Source organism: Streptomyces sp. MNU89, from assembly GCF_020982505.1.
GTDB classification, from domain to species: Bacteria; Actinomycetota; Actinomycetes; order Streptomycetales; family Streptomycetaceae; genus Streptomyces; species Streptomyces xinghaiensis.
Window position 1 is genome coordinate 6,077,978 of sequence record NZ_JAJKLL010000001.1, and the last position, 22,981, is coordinate 6,100,958.

General features: G+C 71.0%; 14 protein-coding genes and 3 rRNA genes. 13 read left to right on the forward strand and 4 right to left on the reverse strand.

From position 1 onward, the window contains the following. The first annotated feature begins 563 nt into the window (after positions 1-563). From E4N63_RS25980 to E4N63_RS26000, 4 genes are all read left to right on the forward strand, one after another. A 16S ribosomal RNA gene (locus E4N63_RS25980) occupies positions 564-2,089 on the forward strand. A gap of 320 nt (positions 2,090-2,409) precedes the next feature. Beyond that, positions 2,410-5,538 (forward strand): 23S ribosomal RNA (locus E4N63_RS25985). 136 nt (positions 5,539-5,674) lie between these two features. After that, positions 5,675-5,791: ribosomal RNA gene (rrf, locus tag E4N63_RS25990) — 5S ribosomal RNA — on the forward strand. The 16S, 23S and 5S rRNA genes sit together here, the layout of an rRNA operon. Before the next feature lie 1,075 nt (positions 5,792-6,866). Further along, complete coding sequence (locus E4N63_RS26000) at positions 6,867-7,781, forward strand: tetratricopeptide repeat protein (RefSeq protein WP_185831346.1); 915 nt, start codon at positions 6,867-6,869, stop codon at positions 7,779-7,781. Between the two features lie 259 nt (positions 7,782-8,040). Here E4N63_RS26000 and E4N63_RS26005 read toward each other — a convergent pair whose 3' ends face one another. Then, positions 8,041-9,429 carry a DUF1015 family protein gene (locus tag E4N63_RS26005; protein ID WP_125626070.1) on the reverse strand — a complete coding sequence of 463 codons (1,389 nt, stop codon included), beginning with the start codon at positions 9,427-9,429 and terminating at the stop codon, positions 8,041-8,043. 72 nt (positions 9,430-9,501) lie between these two features. Here E4N63_RS26005 and E4N63_RS26010 point away from each other — a divergent pair, with 72 nt between their 5' ends. Continuing rightward, entirely contained in the window at positions 9,502-10,563 is a 1,062-nt protein-coding gene (locus E4N63_RS26010; RefSeq protein ID WP_125626069.1) for an HAD-IIA family hydrolase, read from the forward strand. An 85-nt stretch (positions 10,564-10,648) separates the two neighbouring features. On the opposite strand, the gene E4N63_RS26015 is transcribed toward E4N63_RS26010, so the two are convergent. After that, on the reverse strand, positions 10,649-10,999 hold the full coding sequence (locus E4N63_RS26015) for an SCP2 sterol-binding domain-containing protein (protein ID WP_125626068.1): 351 nt from the start codon (positions 10,997-10,999) through the stop codon (positions 10,649-10,651). Positions 11,000-11,064: 65 nt separating this feature from the next. Here E4N63_RS26015 and E4N63_RS26020 point away from each other — a divergent pair, with 65 nt between their 5' ends. The 6 genes from E4N63_RS26020 to E4N63_RS26045 all read left to right on the forward strand — a co-directional run bounded on the left by E4N63_RS26020 (position 11,065) and on the right by E4N63_RS26045 (position 17,757). Beyond that, positions 11,065-11,586: a hypothetical protein gene (locus E4N63_RS26020; protein WP_267133939.1), complete on the forward strand. Its 522-nt coding sequence runs from the start codon at positions 11,065-11,067 to the stop codon at positions 11,584-11,586. A gap of 13 nt (positions 11,587-11,599) precedes the next feature. Further along, positions 11,600-12,406: a TlyA family RNA methyltransferase gene (locus tag E4N63_RS26025; protein WP_125626072.1), complete on the forward strand. Its 807-nt coding sequence runs from the start codon at positions 11,600-11,602 to the stop codon at positions 12,404-12,406. Then, the gene (locus tag E4N63_RS26030; protein WP_125626067.1) at positions 12,403-13,305 is read left to right on the forward strand and encodes an NAD kinase; all 903 of its coding nucleotides are present in this window, start codon (positions 12,403-12,405) and stop codon (positions 13,303-13,305) included. Before E4N63_RS26025 ends, E4N63_RS26030 begins: the two co-directional genes overlap by 4 nt. Before the next feature lie 167 nt (positions 13,306-13,472). Beyond that, complete coding sequence (recN, locus tag E4N63_RS26035; RefSeq protein ID WP_230242663.1) at positions 13,473-15,263, forward strand: DNA repair protein RecN; 1,791 nt, start codon at positions 13,473-13,475, stop codon at positions 15,261-15,263. A 107-nt stretch (positions 15,264-15,370) separates the two neighbouring features. Further along, positions 15,371-16,267: a hypothetical protein gene (locus E4N63_RS26040; RefSeq protein WP_125626066.1), complete on the forward strand. Its 897-nt coding sequence runs from the start codon at positions 15,371-15,373 to the stop codon at positions 16,265-16,267. 311 nt (positions 16,268-16,578) lie between these two features. Next, positions 16,579-17,757, forward strand: coding sequence for a glycosyltransferase family 4 protein (locus E4N63_RS26045; RefSeq protein WP_125625694.1), 1,179 nt, complete (start codon positions 16,579-16,581; stop codon positions 17,755-17,757). Here E4N63_RS26045 and E4N63_RS26050 read toward each other — a convergent pair. Beyond that, positions 17,720-18,736, reverse strand: a complete 1,017-nt coding sequence (locus tag E4N63_RS26050) for a LacI family DNA-binding transcriptional regulator (RefSeq protein WP_125625695.1) — start codon at positions 18,734-18,736, stop codon at positions 17,720-17,722. The genes E4N63_RS26045 and E4N63_RS26050 overlap by 38 nt on opposite strands. A 123-nt stretch (positions 18,737-18,859) precedes the next feature. Here E4N63_RS26050 and E4N63_RS26055 point away from each other — a divergent pair, with 123 nt between their 5' ends. Continuing rightward, positions 18,860-19,807, forward strand: coding sequence for a glycoside hydrolase family 16 protein (locus tag E4N63_RS26055; protein ID WP_125625696.1), 948 nt, complete (start codon positions 18,860-18,862; stop codon positions 19,805-19,807). 5 nt (positions 19,808-19,812) lie between these two features. Continuing rightward, on the forward strand, positions 19,813-20,991 hold the full coding sequence (locus E4N63_RS26060; protein ID WP_230241820.1) for a glycoside hydrolase family 64 protein: 1,179 nt from the start codon (positions 19,813-19,815) through the stop codon (positions 20,989-20,991). Between the two features lie 94 nt (positions 20,992-21,085). On the opposite strand, the gene E4N63_RS26065 is transcribed toward E4N63_RS26060, so the two are convergent. After that, positions 21,086-22,894 (reverse strand): glycoside hydrolase family 15 protein, encoded by a 1,809-nt coding sequence (locus E4N63_RS26065; RefSeq protein ID WP_125625698.1) that lies wholly within the window; start codon positions 22,892-22,894, stop codon positions 21,086-21,088. Positions 22,895-22,981: the final 87 nt, after the last annotated feature.

Genomic DNA, 22,981 nt, shown 5'->3' on the forward strand with positions numbered 1-22,981 from the left:
CCGCACGCGGGAGCGTCTAACGTAGCCCGAGCCGCTTGAGACGGGCAGGGCTGCGGGACGGCGGAGAGCCGGACCTGCGGAAGCCCCTCAGCGACACCACCACTACGACGAGATCCCCGCTCGGGGTTTCTCGGTGATGCCGGAAATTCTGGAATTGGCTCGATTATGAGTCGGCCGGGAAATCCGCTAACGTAGGGGCCGCGCCGGAAGGCGCAGCGGAAACCCTCTCCAACGGGGACCGGAAACGGAATTCGGATCGGGAAATCGGTTCGGAAAGTGTCTGGTAGGGTTGGAAACACCGAAGGGAAGCGCCCGGAGGGCCCGGAGACGGGGCCGAAGGAAGCGTCCGTTCCTTGAGAACTCAACAGCGTGCCAAAAGTCAACGCCAGATATGTTGATACCCCGTCCGGGCGGCAACTCTTTGTTTGCTGCCGGGATGAGGTTCCTTTGAAAAAGCCCTCCCGTGCCACCGTTTCGGTGGCGGTCGGGAGGCAATCTTACAGCGAGGACGCTGTGCGCGGTCCGGATTATTCCTCCGGGCTGCGCCGCTCTTGCGTGAAGCATTCACGGAGAGTTTGATCCTGGCTCAGGACGAACGCTGGCGGCGTGCTTAACACATGCAAGTCGAACGATGAACCTCTTCGGAGGGGATTAGTGGCGAACGGGTGAGTAACACGTGGGCAATCTGCCCTGCACTCTGGGACAAGCCCTGGAAACGGGGTCTAATACCGGATACGACCATCTCGGGCATCCGATGGTGGTGGAAAGCTCCGGCGGTGCAGGATGAGCCCGCGGCCTATCAGCTTGTTGGTGGGGTGATGGCCTACCAAGGCGACGACGGGTAGCCGGCCTGAGAGGGCGACCGGCCACACTGGGACTGAGACACGGCCCAGACTCCTACGGGAGGCAGCAGTGGGGAATATTGCACAATGGGCGGAAGCCTGATGCAGCGACGCCGCGTGAGGGATGACGGCCTTCGGGTTGTAAACCTCTTTCAGCAGGGAAGAAGCGCAAGTGACGGTACCTGCAGAAGAAGCACCGGCTAACTACGTGCCAGCAGCCGCGGTAATACGTAGGGTGCGAGCGTTGTCCGGAATTATTGGGCGTAAAGAGCTCGTAGGCGGCTTGTCACGTCGGATGTGAAAGCCCGGGGCTTAACCCCGGGTCTGCATTCGATACGGGCAGGCTAGAGTTCGGTAGGGGAGATCGGAATTCCTGGTGTAGCGGTGAAATGCGCAGATATCAGGAGGAACACCGGTGGCGAAGGCGGATCTCTGGGCCGATACTGACGCTGAGGAGCGAAAGCGTGGGGAGCGAACAGGATTAGATACCCTGGTAGTCCACGCCGTAAACGTTGGGAACTAGGTGTGGGCGACATTCCACGTCGTCCGTGCCGCAGCTAACGCATTAAGTTCCCCGCCTGGGGAGTACGGCCGCAAGGCTAAAACTCAAAGGAATTGACGGGGGCCCGCACAAGCGGCGGAGCATGTGGCTTAATTCGACGCAACGCGAAGAACCTTACCAAGGCTTGACATACACCGGAAAGCCGTAGAGATACGGCCCCCCTTGTGGTCGGTGTACAGGTGGTGCATGGCTGTCGTCAGCTCGTGTCGTGAGATGTTGGGTTAAGTCCCGCAACGAGCGCAACCCTTGTTCTGTGTTGCCAGCATGCCTTTCGGGGTGATGGGGACTCACAGGAGACTGCCGGGGTCAACTCGGAGGAAGGTGGGGACGACGTCAAGTCATCATGCCCCTTATGTCTTGGGCTGCACACGTGCTACAATGGCCGGTACAATGAGCTGCGATACCGCGAGGTGGAGCGAATCTCAAAAAGCCGGTCTCAGTTCGGATTGGGGTCTGCAACTCGACCCCATGAAGTCGGAGTCGCTAGTAATCGCAGATCAGCATTGCTGCGGTGAATACGTTCCCGGGCCTTGTACACACCGCCCGTCACGTCACGAAAGTCGGTAACACCCGAAGCCGGTGGCCCAACCCGTAAGGGAGGGAATCGTCGAAGGTGGGACTGGCGATTGGGACGAAGTCGTAACAAGGTAGCCGTACCGGAAGGTGCGGCTGGATCACCTCCTTTCTAAGGAGCACTTCTCGGCCGGCAGGGGGTAACTCCTGGCGGTCCAGAGGCCAGAACACCGGCGAGTGTCCGGTGCTGGTTGCTCATGGGTGGAACGTTGACTATTCGGCGCATCACGGTTGCTGCTGCTAGTACTGCTCTTCGGAGTGTGGAACGCGGTGGGGGTCGGGGTGTGCCGGGCGCGCTGTTGGGTGTCTGAGGGTACGGGCTGTGAAGCTTGTGTCCTTTGGTGCCGGTCCCGGTGTACTCATTCCGTGTGGGGTGGGGTGGCGGGTGGCTGGTCGTTGTTTGAGAACTGCACAGTGGACGCGAGCATCTGTGGCCAAGTTTTTAAGGGCGCACGGTGGATGCCTTGGTACCAGGAACCGATGAAGGACGTGGGAGGCCGCGATAGGCCCCGGGGAGCTGTCAACCGAGCTTTGATCCGGGGGTGTCCGAATGGGGAAACCCGGCAGTCGTCATGGGCTGTCACCCATACCTGAACACATAGGGTATGTGGAGGGAACGCGGGGAAGTGAAACATCTCAGTACCCGCAGGAAGAGAAAACAACCGTGATTCCGGGAGTAGTGGCGAGCGAAACCGGATGAGGCCAAACCGTAGGCGTGTGATACCCGGCAGGGGTTGCGCTTACGGGGTTGTGGGATCGTACTTCGATGGTCTGCCGGCCATCGGGCGAGTCAGAAATTGTTGGTGTAGGCGAAGGGCATGCGAAAGGCCCGGCGTAGAGGGTAAGACCCCCGTAGCCGAAATGTCAGCAACTTGCTTGTGCGACACCCAAGTAAGTAGCACGGGGCCCGAGAAATCCCGTGTGAATCTGGCGGGACCACCCGCTAAGCCTAAATATTCCCTGGTGACCGATAGCGGATAGTACCGTGAGGGAATGGTGAAAAGTACCGCGGGAGCGGAGTGAAATAGTACCTGAAACCGTGTGCCTACAAGCCGTGGGAGCGTCGCGCATCGGACTTGTCCGGTGCGTCGTGACTGCGTGCCTTTTGAAGAATGAGCCTGCGAGTTTGCGGTGTGTTGCGAGGTTAACCCGTGTGGGGAAGCCGTAGCGAAAGCGAGTCCGAATAGGGCGATTCAGTAGCGCGCTCAAGACCCGAAGCGGAGTGATCTAGCCATGGGCAGGTTGAAGCGCGGGTAAGACCGTGTGGAGGACCGAACCCACCAGGGTTGAAAACCTGGGGGATGACCTGTGGTTAGGGGTGAAAGGCCAATCAAACTCCGTGATAGCTGGTTCTCCCCGAAATGCATTTAGGTGCAGCGTCGTGTGTTTCTTGCCGGAGGTAGAGCACTGGATAGGCGATGGGCCCTACCGGGTTACTGACCTTAGCCAAACTCCGAATGCCGGTAAGTGAGAGCGCGGCAGTGAGACTGTGGGGGATAAGCTCCATGGTCGAGAGGGAAACAGCCCAGAGCATCGACTAAGGCCCCTAAGCGTACGCTAAGTGGGAAAGGATGTGGAGTCGCAGAGACAACCAGGAGGTTGGCTTAGAAGCAGCCATCCTTGAAAGAGTGCGTAATAGCTCACTGGTCAAGTGATTCCGCGCCGACAATGTAGCGGGGCTCAAGCGTACCGCCGAAGTCGTGTCATTCCAGCATGAGGTCCAACGACCGTTGGGATGGGTAGGGGAGCGTCGTGTGCCGGGTGAAGCCGCGCCGGAAGGCAGTGGTGGACGGTTCACGAGTGAGAATGCAGGCATGAGTAGCGATACACACGTGGGAAACGTGTGCGCCGATTGACTAAGGGTTCCTGGGTCAAGCTGATCTGCCCAGGGTAAGTCGGGACCTAAGGCGAGGCCGACAGGCGTAGTCGATGGACAACCGGTTGATATTCCGGTACCCGCTTTGAAGCGCCAGCGCTGAACCTTCTGATGCTAAGTCCGTGAAGCCGCCGGCTGAGTCTTCGGACGAGGTCGGAGTGGTGGAGCCGACGATCCAAGGGGGTAGTAGGTGAGTGATGGGGTGACGCAGGAAGGTAGTCCAGCCCGGGCGGTGGTTGTCCCGGGGTAAGGGTGTAGCCCGGAGGGTAGGTAAATCCGTCCTCCGTGTAAGGGTGAGACCTGATGCCGAGCCGATTGTGGTGAAGTGGATGATCCTATGCTGTCGAGAAAAGCCTCTAGCGAGTTTCATGGCGGCCCGTACCCTAAACCGACTCAGGTGGTCAGGTAGAGAATACCGAGGCGTTCGGGTGAACTATGGTTAAGGAACTCGGCAAAATGCCCCCGTAACTTCGGGAGAAGGGGGGCCATTGCTGGTGATCGCCCTTGCGGTGTGAGCTGGTGGTGGCCGCAGAGACCAGCGAGAAGCGACTGTTTACTAAAAACACAGGTCCGTGCGAAGCCGTAAGGCGATGTATACGGACTGACGCCTGCCCGGTGCTGGAACGTTAAGGGGACCGGTTAGTCATGATTCGTCATGGCGAAGCTGAGAACTTAAGCGCCAGTAAACGGCGGTGGTAACTATAACCATCCTAAGGTAGCGAAATTCCTTGTCGGGTAAGTTCCGACCTGCACGAATGGCGTAACGACTTCTCGACTGTCTCAACCATAGGCCCGGTGAAATTGCACTACGAGTAAAGATGCTCGTTTCGCGCAGCAGGACGGAAAGACCCCGGGACCTTTACTACAGCTTGATATTGGTGTTCGGTTCGGCTTGTGTAGGATAGGTGGGAGACTGTGAAGCCCGGACGCTAGTTCGGGTGGAGTCGTCGTTGAAATACCACTCTGGTCGTGCTGGATGTCTAACCTGGGTCCGTGATCCGGATCAGGGACAGTGTCTGGTGGGTAGTTTAACTGGGGCGGTTGCCTCCTAAAGGGTAACGGAGGCGCCCAAAGGTTCCCTCAGCCTGGTTGGTAATCAGGTGTTGAGTGTAAGTGCACAAGGGAGCTTGACTGTGAGACCGACGGGTCGAGCAGGGACGAAAGTCGGGACTAGTGATCCGGCGGTGGCTTGTGGAAGCGCCGTCGCTCAACGGATAAAAGGTACCCCGGGGATAACAGGCTGATCTTCCCCAAGAGTCCATATCGACGGGATGGTTTGGCACCTCGATGTCGGCTCGTCGCATCCTGGGGCTGGAGTCGGTCCCAAGGGTTGGGCTGTTCGCCCATTAAAGCGGTACGCGAGCTGGGTTTAGAACGTCGTGAGACAGTTCGGTCCCTATCCGCTGTGCGCGTAGGAGTCTTGAGAAGGGCTGTCCCTAGTACGAGAGGACCGGGACGGACGAACCTCTGGTGTGCCAGTTGTCCTGCCAAGGGCATGGCTGGTTGGCTACGTTCGGGAGGGATAACCGCTGAAAGCATCTAAGCGGGAAGCCTGCTTCGAGATGAGGACTCCCACCCCCTTGAGGGGTTAAGGCTCCCAGTAGACGACTGGGTTGATAGGCCAGATATGGAAGCACCGCAAGGTGTGGAGTTGACTGGTACTAATAGGCCGAGGGCTTGTCCTCAGATGCTCGCGTCCACTGTGTGGTTCCCGGATAACGAACAGTTGTCCCGGTTGAACCAAGCTTGACTCAATTGAAGAGTGTGCTTGTTCGCTAGGAACTTGTCGTGATCCCGCTGTGCGGGGTTATCCGATAGAGTTTCGGTGGTTATAGCGTGAGGGAAACGCCCGGTTACATTCCGAACCCGGAAGCTAAGCCTTTCAGCGCCGATGGTACTGCAGGGGGGACCCTGTGGGAGAGTAGGACGCCGCCGAACAATCTTTAAAGGACCCTTGGTCCCAGCGTTCATGCTGGGACCAAGGGTCCTTTGTGTTTTATGCCGAAGCGCGCCGGCTCGCAGAGCGCGCGAGAATGCGTTATCAGTGCGGTTCCCGCAGGTAGGAGTCACGTCGATGTCCAGCAACTCTCCGGAGGAACGATCAGGGCGCTCTGAGCGTCAGCCGAGGCGCCAGGAGGGCGACGACCGTCGGGGTTTCCGCCGCGATGACCGTCCGCGTGGTCCGCGCCGCGACGACCGGGAGGGTTATCGCGGCCGGGACGAGCGCGGCTCCTCCAGTCGCGGGGACCGGAGCCGGCCGGAGGACCGTCCCCGTGGTCCGCGGCGGGATGATGAGCGTGGTGGTTTCCGTGGCCGGGACGACCGGGACCGGCGGGATGAGCGGCCGGCGGGTCCGCGGCGTGAGGATGACCGTGGTGGTTTCCGTGGGCGGGATGAGCGGCCGGGGTTTCGGCGGGATGACCGTGACCAGTCGCGGGGCCCGCGCCGTGAGGACGACCGTGGTGGGTTCCGGGGGCGGGATGACCGGGATCGGCGGGATGAGCGGCCGCGTGGTCCCCGGCGTGAGGATGACCGTGGTGGTTTCCGTGGGCGGGATGAGCGGCCGGGGTTCCGGCGGGATGACCGTGACCAGTCGCGGGGCCCGCGCCGTGACGATGACCGGGGTGGTTTCCGTGGCCGGGATGACCGGGATCGGCGCGGTGAGCGGCCGGCGGGTCCGCGGCGTGAGGACGACCGTGGTGGTTTCCGGGGACGGGATGAGCGGCCCGGGTTCCGGCGGGATGATGAGCGTGGTGGTTTCCGGGGACGGGGCGATCGTTCCGGTTTGCGGGGGGACGGTGACCGCGGTGGTCGCTCGTACGGGGCCGGTCCGCGGGAGGAGCGGGGGCGCGGTGGCTACGGCCGACGTGACGACCGCGGTGGTCCGGGGCGGCGCGACGGCCGGCCCGGTGGCGGCCGGTTCGGTGACCGGGAGCGGGGCGAGCGCGACCGCGAGCCGATCAGGCGGCTGCCGATCCCCGAGGACGTCACCGGTGACGAGATCGACAAGGACGTGCGGCAGGACCTGATGAGCCTGCCGAAGACGCTGGCCGTCGATGTCGCCCGGAACCTCGTCATGGTGGCCAAACTGCTGGACGAGGATCCCGAACAGGCCTACGAGTACTCCAAGATCGCCCTGCGGCTGGCGTCGCGGGTCGCCTCGGTCCGGGAAGCCGCAGGCTTCGCCGCGTACGGGGTCGGCAAGTACGCCGAGGGGCTGGCGGAGTTCCGGGCCGCGCGACGGATGACCGGATCCGCCGACCTGTGGCCGGTGATGGCCGACTGCGAGCGCGGCATGGGGCGTCCCGAGCGGGCGCTGGCCATGGCGGGCGAGCCGGAGGTGCAGCGGCTGGACAAGGCCGGGCAGGTCGAGATGCGCCTGGTGGCCGCGGGCGCACGGCGTGACATGGGACAGCCGGACGCCGCCGTGGTCACCCTCCAGAGCCCGGAGCTGGCGTCGAACTCCGTACAGCCGTGGACGGCACGTCTGCGGTACGCCTACGCCGACGCCCTGCTGGCCGTCGGCCGGGAGACCGAGGCGCGCGAGTGGTTCGCCCGGGCGCTCGAGGCCGACCAGGGCGGTACGACGGACGCGTCCGACCGGCTCGCGGAGCTGGACGGGGTGGAGTTCGTGGACGCCTTCGACCCCGAAGCGGAGCAGGCTGACGGCGTGGAGCAGGCGGACGAAACGGAGCCGCGGGACGAGGCGGAGGCGCCGGTCTCCGACGCCGGAGATGCCGGGGTGTCCGCTGCGGCCCCGGACCGGGACGGCGCGGCCGAGGCCGCGCCGGCGACCGGGGCGGAGTCCGCTGACCGGGACGGCGAGCCGCGGGACGCTCGCGGGGACGGCGGGGACGCCGGTCTGCGGGAGGCACCGGAGGCCCGTGAGAGCCGTGAACCGGCGCGGGACGAGGAGCGGGAGGACTGATTCCGGCCGTGCCGGGAGACGCGTGACGGGGGCGGGATCCGATCGGGTTCCGCCCCCGTTCCCGTTCCCGTGCCCGTGGCCGCCCCGGCAGGGCGGCTACGGCCGTGATGAACGGAGCGGCGGTGTGCCGGTACGGGCCGGGCGGCCGCTCCGGGGCTCCGGTGTGCGCCCGATTCCGGTCGTTCGTGGCTCCGGGAGCCGATGGCTTCCGCGGTCCGCCACGGATCGGTGACCCGGGCCGGCCGCCGTCCCCGCCGGTTCAGTCCGTGCCGAGGCTGCGGAGGACGAGGCCGGTGGCGGGCTTGGGCCCGAAGGACGTCGATTTGCGGGGCATCATCACACCCTGCTCCGCCAGGTGCCGGACGGTCTCCTCGCGGACCGGCCGCATCAGGACGGCGGTGCCGCCGTGGCGTTCCACCTGCTCCACGGCCGCCGCCGCGTCGTGGATGTAGCGGATGTGCTCCGGGTCGTCGGGGACCTCCCAGATCCGTCCCAGCAGCACCGAGTGCAGCACCGTGGCGTCCAGGGTCCGCCAGGCGCGGGGGCGGCCGGTGGGGACGGCGCGGGCGAGCAGGGCGGGGTCCGGGCGGTCCACGAGGTGGAAGCTTCCGTCGTCCCCGGCGAGCAGGAAGGCGTTGCCGGCGGTGCCGGGGCCGACACTGACACCGGCCACGGCACCGTCCCCGCCGCCGGCGGTGGTCCCGGATCCCCGTTCCGTGGGCTCCGCGGGGTCGCCCAGCGCCTTGAGGGCGTGCGGGAGCGGCCCGTCCACCCGGCGCACGCGGAAGGCGCCGCGGAGCGCGTCCAGCGCCTCGGGAAGGGGCAGACGCGGCAGCAGCCGGTGGATGGCGCGGACCCGCAGGGGGTGGCGTGCGGTGTCGACGAGCAGCACCAGGCCGGAGTCCCAGGGCCCGGGGGAGGGCTGTTCCTCGCGCAGCCGGAGATAGGTCGCCCAGCGGTGGTGGCCGTCGGCGATGAGGGCCCGGCGGCGGCTGAGGTCGGCGTCGGCCTCGGCCAGTTCGGCCGGATCGGTGACCGCCCACAGGCGGTGGCGCCGGCCGTCCTCCGTGACCGTGGTGAGCAGCGGGGCGCCGCGTACCGCGCGCTCGATGACGGCGGCGGCGCCGCGCGGACCGTCGTCGCCGTCGTCATCGCCGCCCTCGGCGTCGTCGCCGCGGTAGGTGAGCAGGAGCGGTTCGAGGTTGGCGGCCGTCGCCCGCATGAGGGCGGCCCGGTCGGCGACGACGTCCGGCATGACGTCCTCGTGCGGCAGGACGACGCCCTCCTCGGGCGGGGAGAGGCGGAGGGCGCCGATCAGGCCGCGCTGCAGCAGGCCCTCGCCGTACTGCTCGTAGACGTAGAGCGCCGGTTCCGGATCGGCTCTGAGGACGCCCTCGGCGCGCCACCGGCGCAGTGTCTCGCCGGCCCGCCGGTGGCAGACGGCCGGGTCGGCGCCGTGCGGCAGGATGAGGCGGACGATGTTGTACGGGTCGGCCGTCTCCAGATGGCGCAGCCCGTCGGGCCGGACCACCACGTCGTACGGCGGTGAGGTCACGGCGGCCAGGCTGCCGACCCGCTCCGGGGCGTAGCGCAGACCGCGGAACGGCGACAGCCGCAGACCGTCGCGGGTGAGACCGGTTCTGCTCATTGGTGCATGTTATGCGCCTGCGGGTGATGCGGGATGATCGGGGGACAAGTGCCGAGCGAGGGGCGGGAGTCCATGGGAGAGCAAGGCGGGACCGGGGTCCGTACCCGCACCGACGGGAGGGAGCGGCCGCTGTGCGCGGAGTACGACACGGCCCTCCTCGACCTGGACGGTGTGGTGTACGCGGGCGGCGAGGCGATCGAACACGCCGTGGAGGCGCTGGAGACGGCGCGGGACTGCGGGATGCACCTGGCGTACGTCACCAACAACGCCTCGCGGACGCCGCTGGACGTCGCCGCCCTGCTGACCCGGCTCGGGGTGCCCGCCGAGGCCGCCGAGGTGATCACCTCGGCGCAGGCGGTGGCCCGGCTGATCTCCGAACAGGTGCCCGCCGGCTCGCGAGTGCTCGCCGTCGGTGGTGAGGGGCTGCGGGTGGCGCTGCGCGAACGGGGCCTGGAGCCGGTGGAGTCGGCGGAGGACGACCCGGCCGCGGTCGTCCAGGGCTACGACCCGAAGCTGGGCTGGGAGCAACTGGCGGAGGCGGCGTACGCCGTGGGCCGCGGGGTGCCCTGGTTCGCGTCCAACACGGATCTGACGATCCCGACCGGGCGGGGCCGGGCGCCCGGGAACGGGGCGCTGGTGGAGGTGGTCCGGATCGCCGCGGGCGGGCGGCCGCAGGTCGCCGGGAAGCCGCTGCCGCCGATGCACCGGGAGACGATCCTGCGCACCGGGGCGCGGCGGCCGCTGGTCGTCGGCGACCGCCTGGACACCGACATCGAGGGCGCGCACGCCGGTGGCGTCGACTCGCTGCTCGTGCTCACCGGGGTGACCGACGCCGCGCAGTTGCTGGCCGCGCCGCCGCACCAGCGGCCCGCCTACGTCGCGGCCGATCTGCGCGGGCTGCTCACCGGCCACCCGGAGACCGAGGCCGCCGTGCACGGCGGGGCCGGCCCGGAGGGCCACCGGTGCGGCGGCTGGACGGCCCGGGTGGTCCGCGGCGAACTGCTGCTGGAGGGCGGCGGCGATCCGCTGGACGGGCTGCGCGCCGGCTGCGCGGCGGTGTGGGCGGTGGCCGGCGGGGGCTCGGGCGAGGGCGTGGAGACGGCGAAGGCGCTGGCGCGGCTGGGCCTCGGCTGAGCCGTGCGGGGCGGTGCCGGGGCGTGGCGGGTACGCCGCCGAAGGGGACGGAACGATTCCCGCACGGTCCGGCCGAGCGCGGCGCCTACAGCAGGGAGCGGAGGCGGAGGAGGTCGCGGAAGCCCGCCTCCAGCCGGACCCGGCCGCTGCCCCAGGCCCTGGCGAAATGCAGCTCGCCGTTGACCATCGCGACAAGATCGTCCGAGGTCGTCGACAGCCGGATCTGGGCCTTCTCCGCCGGCGGTCCGGGAGCCGCGGTCACGTCCTCGATCCGGCCGTCGGCGAGCCGTCCGGTGAAGGTGGTGTCGAGATCGGTGATGTGGCAGCTCAGCGAGCGGTTCATGGCGGCGGCGCCGCGGACGTCGTCGTCCGCGCCGGCGAGATTCTCCGACAGCCGTTCCAGTGCCCGGTGGCAGTCCTCGATGGTCCTGGTCATCCCGGCCGACGTTACCCCAGACCGGCATGCGCGGCGGACGGCCGGATCCGGGTAGCGTCGGGGGCATGAACGGCATGAACGAGCCGCTGCCCGGCGCCGGGCCGGGGCCGGTGGCGGAGCACGGTGCGGGCGGCGTGGTCCCGGTGGCGGGCGGGCCCGCCGGTCCGGAGTCCCCGGCCGGGGGTGGAGCGCGGGACGCGGCCCCCGCGCGCCCCGGCCCGGCTCCCGGCGCGGAGAGCGCCGGCCCGGAACCCGGCATCACCGCGGCGGAGCCCGGTACCGCGGCTCGGGAGGTCGGTCCCGCCGCGGCGGAGGCCGGTGATCCGGACGCGCCGGCCGGCCCCGCGCCCCTCGGTGTCCCGCGGACGCCCACGGGGAACGCCGGGGTGGACGCCGCGCTCGACCGGCTGGCCGATGTGGACCACCTCCCCGGTGACGGGCACATCGAGGTGTACGAGGATGTGCACCGGGCCCTGCGCGACACCCTGACCGCACTCGACCAGCGACCGGGCCCGCCGGGTCCGTCCCCCACGCCGTCCGCACCGTCCGCCCCGCGCCCGTCCGCCCCGTACGACACCAGGAGCTGAACCCCCCGTGGCAGTGTCACGACGCCGACTCGACGCGGAGCTGGTGCGCCGCAAACTGGCCCGCTCGCGCGAACACGCCGGCCAGTTGATCGCCGCGGGCCGGGTCACGGTCGGGGGCAGCGTCGCGGGCAAGCCCGCCACGCAGGTGGAGACCAGCGCGGCGGTCGTGGTCGTCCCGGATGACGGCGACCCCGACTACGTCTCCCGCGGCGGCCACAAACTGGCCGGCGCCCTGGCGGCCTTCACCCCCCTCGGGCTGGAGGTGAAGGGCCGCCGTGCGCTCGACGCGGGCGCCTCGACCGGCGGTTTCACCGATGTGCTGCTCCGGGCGGGCGCGGCGCACGTCGTCGCCGTGGACGTCGGCTACGGCCAGCTCGCCTGGGCCCTGCGGAACGATGAACGGGTCACCGTGCGGGACCGTACGAACGTCCGTGACCTGGAACCCGACCTCATCGGCGGGCAGCCGGCCGGCATCGTCGTCGGCGATCTGTCCTTCATCCCCCTCGGGCTCGTCCTGCCCGCCCTGGTGCGCTGCGCCGCCCCGGACGCGGATCTGGTGCTCATGGTGAAACCGCAGTTCGAGGTGGGCCGGGAGCGGCTGGGCAGCGGAGGGGTCGTCCGGAGCCCCGAACTGCGGGCCGAGGCGGTGCGCAAGGTCGCCGGACAGGCGGCGGAACTCGGTCTCGGCGTGCTGGGCGTCACCGCGAGCCCGCTGCCCGGACCGTCCGGAAACGTCGAGTACTTCCTCTGGCTGCGTGCCGGGGCACCCGCACTCGACCCCGCAGCAGTGGACCGAGCAGTGGCGGAGGGGCCGCGGTGACGACGACAACAGCACGGACGGTATTCCTGCTCGCGCACACCGGCCGGCGGGCCGCCGTGCGCAGCGCCGAACTGGTGGTGCAGGGGCTGCTGAGAAGCGGGATAGGAGTCCGGGTCCTGGCGGAGGAGGCCGCGGAGCTCACGCTGCCGCCCGTCGTCGAGCTGGTGGACGCCGAGGAGGACGTGCTGGACGGCTGCGAGCTGCTGATGGTCCTCGGCGGGGACGGCACGCTGCTGCGCGGCGCCGAGTTCGCCCGGGCCTCCGGGGTGCCGATGCTCGGCGTCAACCTCGGCCGGGTCGGTTTCCTCGCCGAGGCGGAGCGCGACGACCTCGACAAGGTGGTGGACCGCGTCGTCACGCGCGACTACGAGGTCGAGGAGCGGATGACGCTCGATGTGGTCGTCCGGAACAACGGGCAGATCGCGCACCGCGACTGGGCGCTCAACGAGGCCTCCGTGGAGAAGGCCTCCCGCGAGCGGATGCTGGAGGTCGTCACGGAGATCGACGGCCGCCCGGTCTCCCGCTTCGGCGGTGACGGAGTGGTGTGCGCCACGCCCACCGGCTCGACGGCGTACGCCTTCTCGGCCGGCGGCCCGGTGGTCTGGCCGGGCGTGGAGGCGCTGCTGATGGTGCCGATCAGCGCGCACGCGCTGTTCGCCAAACCGCTGGTGACCACACCGGACGCGGTGCTGGCCGTCGAGGTGCAGCCGGAGACGCCCCACGGCGTGCTGTGGTGTGACGGCCGGCGCACGGTCGAACTGCCCGCCGGCGCACGCGTGGAGGTGCGGCGCGGAGCGGTGCCCGTGCGCCTGGCGCGGCTGCACCACGCCTCGTTCACCGACCGTCTGGTGGCCAAGTTCGCGCTGCCGGTGGCCGGTTGGCGCGGGGCGCCGCACTGACCGGCGGGGCCGCGGTGGAGGGATGACGGGCGGATACGGCGCCCGGCGCGGGGATCAACCGGAACGGTCCGGAACCACTCCGTCGAAGGGTCTCCCGGCCCGTCGCGGGGGAGGTACGTCGCGCCGCGCCCCCCGTACCTCGTAAGGTCGTGTCCGTGCTGGAGGAAATGCGGATACGGTCGCTCGGAGTCATCGACGACGCCGTTGTGGAGCTGTCACCCGGCTTCACGGCGGTCACCGGCGAGACGGGCGCCGGCAAGACCATGGTCGTCACCAGCCTCGGCCTGCTGCTCGGCGGACGGGCCGACGCGGGCCTGGTGCGGATCGGGTCGAAGGCGGCGGTCGTCGAGGGACGGATCGTGCTGCCCCCCGACACCCCCGCCGCGCGGCGGGCCGAGGAGGCGGGCGCCGAGCTGGACGACGGCGCGCTGCTCATCAGCCGCACCCTCTCCGCCGAGGGGCGCTCACGGGCCCATCTGGGCGGGCGGTCGGTGCCCGTCGGGCTGCTCGGCGAGCTGGCCTCGGACCTGGTGGCGGTGCACGGCCAGACCGACCAGCAGGGGCTGCTGAGGCCCGCCCGGCAGCGGCAGGCGCTGGACCGCTACGCGGGCTACGCCGTCGCGGGCCCGCTCGGCGAGTACACCGTCGCCTACCAGCGGCTGCGCACCGTGGCGGCGGAGCTGGAGGAGCTGACGACCCGCGCCCGGGAGCGGGCCGCCGAGGCCGACCGGCTCCGCTTCGGCCTGGAGGAGATCGCCGCCGCCGAGCCGCAGCCCGGCGAGGACGCCGAACTGGCCGCCGAGGCCGAACGGCTGCGCCACGCCGAGGCCCTCGCCACCGCCGCGACCGCCGCGCACGGCGCGCTCGCCGGCAACCCGGAGGATCTGGAGGCGGTCGACGCCGGGGCCCTGGTGGGCGGCGCGCACCGCGCCCTGGAGGCCGTGCGCTCGCACGACCCGGCGCTGGCCGCGCTCGCCGACCGGATCGGCGAGATCGGCATCCTGCTGGCGGATGTCGCCGGGGAGCTCGCCGGATACGCCGGTGACCTCGACGCCGACCCGCTGCGGCTCGCCGCGGTCGAGGAGCGCCGGTCCGTCCTCACCCACCTCGTCCGCAAGTACGGCACGGAGGACGGCGACCCGGCCGGACCGGGCGGCGGGGACATCGCGGGCGTCCTCACCTGGGCGGAGCGGAGCGCGGCCCGGCTCGCCGAACTGGAGGGCGACGACGACCGGATCGGCGGACTGGCCGCGGAACGCGACGAACTGCGCGCCCGGCTCTCCGAAATGGCCCGGACCCTCACCGACGCGCGCACCGAGGCCGCCAAGCGCCTCGCCGACGCCGTCACCACCGAACTCGCCCAACTCGCCATGCCCCACGCCCGGGTGAGCATCGACATCCGGCAGACGGACGACCCGGACGGCATCGAGGTGGACGGCCGCACCGTCGCCTTCGGCCCGACCGGAGCCGACGAGGTGGAGCTGCTGCTCGCCCCGCATCCGGGCGCCCCGGCCCGGCCCATCGCCAAGGGCGCCTCGGGCGGTGAGCTGTCCCGCGTGATGCTCGCCGTCGAGGTCGTCTTCGCCGGGGCCTCACCGGTGCCCACCTACCTCTTCGACGAGGTGGACGCGGGGGTCGGCGGCAAGGCCGCGGTGGAGGTCGGCCGGCGGCTGGCCCGGCTGGCACGGTCGGCGCAGGTCGTCGTCGTCACGCATCTGCCGCAGGTCGCCGCCTTCGCCGACCGCCATCTGGTGGTGGAGAAGACCCACGACGGGTCGGTGACCCGCAGCGGTGTGCAGGCGATGGAGGGCGAGGACCGCATCCGGGAGCTGTCCCGGATGCTCGCCGGCCAGGAGGACTCCGAACTGGCCCGCGCGCACGCCGAGGAACTGCTGGCGGCGGCCCGCGCGGCGGCCGGGGGGCCGGAGGAGTCGGGGGAGCCGCGGGAGTCCGGCTGAGTCTGCCACCCCCGGGGCCGGGGGCGCAGCCGCTCACCGGTCCGGGCCACCCGGCCCGTCCGGGACGCGTAGGGTGTCGGGCGGTTCAGCGGTGAGGGGAGCGGACGATGACGGTGCCGGACGGCGCGGAACGCGGGCGTACGCAGGTGCTGTTCGCCGCGGCGGGGGCGGCGCGGGCCGTCTTCGCCGGGATACGCCGCAGGCCGCCGGGCGGCGCGGCGCTGTGGGAGCGGCGCAACCACGCCGGGCGGCCGGTCGATCTGTACGCGGGGCCGGCGGTGGTGCTGGGCACCGCGCTCGCGGCGGCGACCGTCCCCGGCCTCCCGGCCCGGGTGCGCGGGGCCGCGGCGCTGGCGGTCCTCGCGGCGGGGGCCTGCGGCGCGTACGACGACCTGGTGGGCCGGAACGACGCCCGGCGCGGCTTCCGCGCCCATCTGACCGCGCTGCGGCACGGGGAGATCACCTCCGGCGGGATCAAGCTGCTCGGCATCGGCGCGGCCGGGCTCGCCGCCGGCGCGCTGGTGCGGCGGCGGCCGCTCGACGCGCTGCCGGCGGGCCTGGTCGTCGCCGGAGCCGCGCATCTGGTCAATCTGCTGGACGTACGGCCCGGGCGGGCCGCCAAGGCCGTCCTCGCGATGGGCGCGCCCCTGCTGCTGCGCGGGGGAGCGGCGGGTCTGCTCTGCGCCGCGCCGATGGGAGCCGCGGCCGCCCTGCTCGCGGACGACCTGGACGAGCGCACGATGCTCGGCGACACCGGCGCGCACGCGCTCGGCGCCGGGCTCGGCGTGGCGGTCGCGGCCGGCAGCGACCGCGCGGGGCTGCTGCTGTCCGCGGCCGTGCTGCTCGCCGCCGCGGTCGCCGGGGAACGGATCGGTGACGGGCCCGCCTGGCTCGACCGGCCCGTCCTGCGCGTCTGGGACGCGCTGGGCCGCCGGCCGGACCCGGTCTCGGTCTTCTCGCGCGGGGCGACGCCGGTCCGGGTCACGGGGGGGCGCAGAGGCTGAACGGGCGTGCGGGCGGCGAAAGTCGAGGCGGCTGCCGGCGGTGGGAGAGGGGCTGGCATCCTTGGGGGCGCGCCGTCCGCCGTACCGGGTCGGCGCGGGCTCTGCCGGGCGCGGTGGGGGCCGTGGCACGTCCGGCCGTGCCGGCGAGCCGGGGCCCGAGCGGTTCCGCCCCCGCCGCCCGGAACGCGGTGACGGGCCGCCGGCTCCGGGCCCGCCCGCCCGTTCGCCGTGCCCCCGCGCCACCGAGCGGACCGGACCCGACAGGACCGGAATCGGACACACCCAGGACACCTCCAGGAGTTCACCCCGAAGTGAGCAGCACACCCGTACCGCCGCGCCGGGAACCGGGGCTGCACGCCGTCCACGTGCTCGGGCACGGCCGTTCCGGCAACGGCGCGCAGGTGCGCGCCCTGGCCGCCGGACTGGTGGCCCGGGGCGTGCGCGTCACGGTCTGCGCCCCGCGCTGCGCCGAGCGGGCCCACGACTTCACCGGCTCCGGGGCGCACTTCGCCGCCACCGCGCTCCGGGCCGACCCGGCGACGGTCGCCGTGCTGCGTGCCGTGTGCGCCGGGGCGGACGTCGTCCACGCGCACGGGCTCCGTGCCGCGTTCCGGGTCTCCCTCGCGCTGGGCCGCGGCTCCGTGCCGCTGGTCGTCACCTGGCACCGCGGGGCGTACGCGGAGGGGGTGCGGGGCGGCCTGGTGCGGCTGATGGAGCGCCGGGCGGCCCGGACGGCCGCGGTCGTGCTCGGCGCGACCACGGAACTCGTCGACCGGGCCCGGCGGCGCGGGGCGCGGGACGCCCGGCTGGTGTCCGTCCTGCTGCCCCCGCGGCGCCCGCCCGCGGAGATCGGCCGCGACGCGGTCCGGTCCGGACGGCCGGACGCGCGGACCGCCCGGCGGGCCGCTCTCGGCGCGCACGGGCGGCCGCTGCTGCTCGCGGCCGGCCGCCTCGCTCCCGGGGAGGGGATGCGGCCGCTGCTGGACGCCGCCCGGGCCTGGAGCGTCCGCGAGCCGCGTCCGCTGCTCCTCGTCACCGGGGACGGGCCCGCCAGGACGGCGCTGCAACGGCGGATCGACTTCGAGGACCTGCCCGTGCGGCTGCTCGGCCACCGGCCCGACGGGGCAGAACTCGTCGCCGCCGCCGACGTCCTGCTGCTGCCGGGCCGCCGGGACGCGCCGCTGCCGCTCGTCCGGGAGGCCCTGCGGGCGGGTGTGCCGCTGGTCGCGGTGGCCTCCGGCGCGGTGCGCGATCTCGTCGGCGACGCGGCCGAGTTCGTCCCCTACGGCGACCCCCGCGCCCTCGCGGAGGCCGTCGGCGGGCTGCTCGCGGACCCCGGACGGCGCGAGCGGCTCCGGTCGGCGGGACGGGCGCGTGCCGCGCACGGCCCCACGGCGGAGGACACGGTGGCGCAGGTGCTGAGCGTCTACGACGAGCTGGCCGGCCGCCCGGTCAGGTGGAGGCGCGGACGATCAGCCGCGCCTGGGTGATCACGGGCGCCAGGCCCTCGTCCGGCGGGGCGACGCCGAGCCGGCGCAGCAGCAGGCCGGCCATGAGGCGCCCCATCTCCTCCACCTCCTGGCGGACGGTGGTGAGCGGCGGATCCGACCAGCTCGCGGGCTCCATGTCGTCGTAACCGACGATCGCCACGTCCTCCGGCACCCGCAGGCCGCGGGCGCGCAGGGCGCGCAGGGCGCCGGTGGCCATCAGGTCCGAGGAGGCGAAGACGGCGTCCAGATCCGGGCAGCGGTCCAGGAGTTCCAGCATGGCGCGCTCGCCGCCCTCGGCGGTGAAGTCCCCCTGGGCGACGTCTCCGGGGCCGCCGAGGGCGTCCCGGTAGCCGTCCAGGCGGTCGGCCGCGGAGGTCTGGTCGAGCGGGCCGGTGATGACGGCGATCCGTTTCCGGCCGCGGTCCCGCAGATGCCGGACGGCCTGCCGGGCGCCGTCGCGGTTGTCGGCGTCGACGTACAGCAGCCCCGGGTCGTCCTCGGCGCCCGGCCAGCCGGGGCGGCCGCCGAAGACCGCGGGCAGGCCGGAGGCGGCGGCCATGCCGGGCAGCGGATCGTCGCGGTGCAGGGAGAACATCAGCGTGCCGTCGACGTGACCGCCGGAGAGGTAGCGGCCGATCCGGTCGTAGTCCTCCCGCCGCTCCACCAGCATCAGCACCAGCTGGGTGTCGTACGCGGCCAGTTCGCGGCTGATGCCGCGCAGCTGCTGGGCGAAGAAGGGATCGGCGAAGACCCGTCGCTCCGGTTCGGCGACGATCACGGCGACGGCCCCGGTGCGCCGGGTGACGAGCGAACGCGCGGCGCTGTTGGGAATGTACCCGAGATCCGCCACCGCCCGCTCCACCCGGTCCCGTACGGCCGCGCGGACGCCCGTACTGCCGTTGACCACCCGCGAGACGGTGGCCCGGGACACTCCGGCGTGCGCGGCGACGGCTTCCAGCGTGGGACGGGTATCGGCCACCTTCAACTCCTCTTTTCTCCAGGAGGCTTGACGCTACCGCCTGAGATCGGCACTGTCTTCCGCACGGCTTGAGAGCGCTCTCAAAAAGCCCCTCGACCCCCACCATGCGAGGAGAGCGAACCCATGAGCAAGAAGACCAAGCTGGCCGCGGCCGTGGCAGGAGTCGTCGCGGGCACCGCGATGATCCTGCCCGCGGCCTGGGCCGGATCCCCGGCGGACACGCCCACCGGCGAGGACCGGACCCGCGCCGGTGCCCTCCAGGAGGTCTGGCGCGCGGACTTCGACGGACCGGCGGGCGCGCTGCCGCCGAGCTCGGACTGGATCATCGACACCGGCACCTCCTACCCGGGCGGACCGGCGAACTGGGGCACCGGCGAGACCCAGACGTACACCAACGATCCGGCCAATGTCAGCCAGGACGGCCAGGGCAATCTGCGGATCACCCCGCTCAAGGACGGCTCGGGCCAGTGGACCTCGGCCCGGATCGAGACCCGCCGGACCGACTTCGCCGCCCCCGAGGGCGGCACGATGCGCATCGAGGCGCGCATCCGGATGCCCGACATCACGGGCGAGGAGGCGCTCGGCTACTGGCCGGCCTTCTGGACCCTGGGCGCGGACTTTCGGGGCGACTACTGGAACTGGCCGGGGATCGGCGAGTTCGACATCATGGAGAACGTCAACGGGCTCAACACCGTGTGGGGCGTGCTCCACTGCGGCACGGCCCCCGGCGGCCCCTGCAACGAGTACGACGGCCGCGGCGGCTCCACCACCTGCCCCGGCGCCAGCTGCCAGTCCGGCTTCCACACCTTCGCACTGGAGCTGGACCGGACCGGCTCCACCGAGTATCTGCGCTGGTACGTCGACGGGCAGCACTACCACACGGTGAGCTCGGCGGACCTGGACGCCGCCACCTGGGCCAACGCCACCCACCACGGCCACTTCGTGCTGCTCAACGTGGCCATGGGCGGCGCCTTCCCCGACGGTGTCGCGGGCCACGCCACCCCCACCGCCGCCACCCGGCCCGGGGTGCCGATGATCGTCGACTACGTCTCCGTCCAGCAGAGCGGGTGAGCCCCGTGATCAGCCGCAGAAAGCTACTCGGCGGGCTCGCCGCCGGCGCGGCCGTGGGCTCCGGCGCCCTCCTGTTCTCCGGGCAGGCGGCGTCCGGGACCACCCCCGGCGCCTCCCGGAAGGCCGCCGCCGGGCTCCCGCTCACCGTCGTCAACAAGACGGGCGCGTACGACAACAGTTCGATCGCGATCTATATCGTCGGCAACGAGGGCGGCCGGCAGGTGCGCGTCACCCCCGACGGCACGCTCGCGCCCGTCTCCCTCTCGGACAACGGTCCCGACGGTTTCACCGACTACGCCATCCCGCTCGCGGGCGGTGGTGACACCCGGCTGACGCTGCCGAAGATGTCCGGGCGGATCTACGTCGCCCTCGGCGGCCGGCTGAAGTTCAAGGCCGTCGCCGACGGCAACGGCAACCCGGCCCTGCAGTACCCGGCGGGCTGGGTGGAGTCCGACCCGAGCTACGACGTGCTGCACGACTGCGCCGAGTTCACCTACAACGACGACGGCATGTTCTGCAACACCACCATGGTGGACATGTTCAGCGTCCCGCTCAGCATCCGGCTGACCGGGGCGAAGGACCAGACGGCCGGTGAACTGCGCGCGGGCGGCCGTGCCGCGGTCTTCCGGGACCTGGCGCGCCACGACGCCTTCGCACCGCTGGTCCTCGGCGAGAAGCGGGTCCTCGCCCCCGGACACGGCCTGGACAGCGGACTGTTCGACCGGGACTACCTCGCCGGCGCCATCGACGAGGCGTGGAACCACTACACCGGTACGGACCTGCGCGTCACCACCAACGCGGGGACCTTCACCGGCCGGGTCAGCGGCGGCAGGTTCGCCTTCACCGGCCCCGCCGCCGTCTCCTTCGACCGGCCGACCACCCGCGACGTGCTGTTCTGCGACGGGGCCCTGGCCGCGCCGAACGACGGCACCACCGGCCCGGTCGCCGCCATCCTGGGGGCCGCTCTCAACCGGTCGGTGCTGCGCAGCCATCCGTCCCAGCCGGTCACCGATCCGGCTGCCTTCTACCAGCGGGAGGTCACCAACCACTACGCCCGGGCGCTGCACGAGGTGAGCGCCGACGGCAAGGCGTACGGCTTCGCCTTCGACGACGTCGCCGGCTTCGCCCCGTACATCGAGGACGGAGCCCCGAGCGGCTTCACCCTCATCCTCGACGCCTTCTGAGAGACCCCGTTCCCCCCTCGTGTCAGGGAGGGAAGCCCGTGCCCCGGCGGACAACGCGTCCGCCGGGGCACGGTGGTGTGGAAGGAGCGGGGGATCAGGCGCCGTACGCTCCGGACGCCGTCAGCCGCAGCGCCGTGTCGATCAGCGGAACGTGGCTGAACGCCTGGGGGAAGTTGCCCACCTGGCGCTGGAGCCGCGGGTCCCACTCCTCCGCGAGCAGACCGAGGTCGTTGCGGAGCCCCAGCAGTTTCTCGAAGAGCTTGCGGGCCTCCTCGACCCGGCCGATCATCGCCAGGTCGTCGGCCAGCCAGAACGAGCAGGCCAGGAAGGCGCCCTCGTCGCCCTCCAGGCCGTCCACGCCCGCCTCCTCGCCCTCCGTCGGGTAGCGGAGCACGAAACCGTCCGAGGTCGACAGCTCCCGCTGGATCGCCTCGATGGTGCCTATGACCCGCTTGTCGTCCGGGGGCAGGAAGCCCATCTGCGGGATCAGCAGCAGCGAGGCGTCCAGCTCCCGCGAGCCGTAGGACTGGGTGAAGGTGTTCCGCTCCTTGTCGTAGCCCTTCTCGCAGACGGTGCGGTGGATCTCGTCGCGCAGATCGCGCCAGCGGTCCAGCGGGCCGTCCACGTCGCCCGACTCGATCAGCTTCACCGTGCGGTCGACGGCGACCCACGCCATCACCTTGGAGTGCACGAAGTGCCGGCGCGGACCGCGGACCTCCCAGATGCCCTCGTCCGGCTCGTCCCAGTGGTCCTCCAGGTAGCTGATCAGCTTGATCTGGAGCAGGCTGGCGTAGTCGTTCCGGGCCAGGCCGGTCATATGGGCCAGGTGCAGCGCCTCGGTGACCTCGCCGTAGACGTCGAGCTGGAGCTGGCCCGCGGCGCCGTTGCCGACCCGCACCGGCTGGGAGCTCTCGTAGCCGGGCAGCCAGGTCAGCTCGGTCTCGCCCAGCTCGCGCTCGCCCGCGATGCCGTACATGATCTGCAGGTTCTCCGGGTCACCGGCGACCGCGCGCAGCAGCCACTCGCGCCAGGCACGGGCCTCCTCGCGGTAGCCGGTGCGCAGCAGCGAGGAGAGGGTGATCGCGGCGTCCCGCAGCCAGGTGAAGCGGTAGTCCCAGTTGCGGCTGCCGCCGACGTCCTCGGGGAGGGAGGTGGTGGGCGCGGCGACGATACCGCCGGTCGGCCCGTACGTCAGCGCCTTGAGCGTGATCAGTGAGCGCACCACCGCGTCCCGGTACGGGCCGTGGTAGGTGCACTGGGCCACCCAGTCGCGCCAGAAGTCCTCGGTCGCCTCCAGGGAGGTCTCGGGCTCCGGCAGCGACGGGGGCTGCTTGTGCGAGGGCTGCCAGCTGATGGTGAAGGCGATCCGCTCGCCCGGTGAGATGGTGAAGTCCGCGTAGGTGGTGAGGTCCTCGCCGTACGTCGGCACGGGCGAGTCCAGCCACACCGAGTCGGGGCCGGCGACCGCCACCGTGCGGTCGTCCACCTTGTGCACCCAGGGCACGACCCAGCCGTAGGAGAACCGCATCCGCAGCGCGGACCGCATCCGCACCCGGCCGCTGACGCCCTCGACGATGCGGATCAGCTGCGGGGCGCCGTCACGCGGCGGCATGAAATCGATCACTCTCACCGTGCCGCGCGGGGTGTCCCACTCCGACTCCAGGACCAGGGAGTCGCCGCGGTAGCGCCGGCGGTCGGCCGCCGGGGGCTCGGCGTCCTTCGCGTGGGCCGGTCCCAGCCGCCAGAAGCCGTGCTCGTCCGTCCCGAGGAGACCGGCGAAGATGGCATGGGAGTCGAAGCGGGGCAGGCACAGCCAGTCTGCTGTCCCGTCCCGGCAGACGAGGGCGGCGGTCTGCATATCGCCGATGAGTGCGTAGTCCTCGATGCGCCCGGCCACGTGCATCTCCAGTCGAACGGCCTTTGGTGCCCCGGGGAAGGGGTCTTGCGGTCAAGGGAACATGTGACGAGTCTCGTTCCGGTGACTGACGTG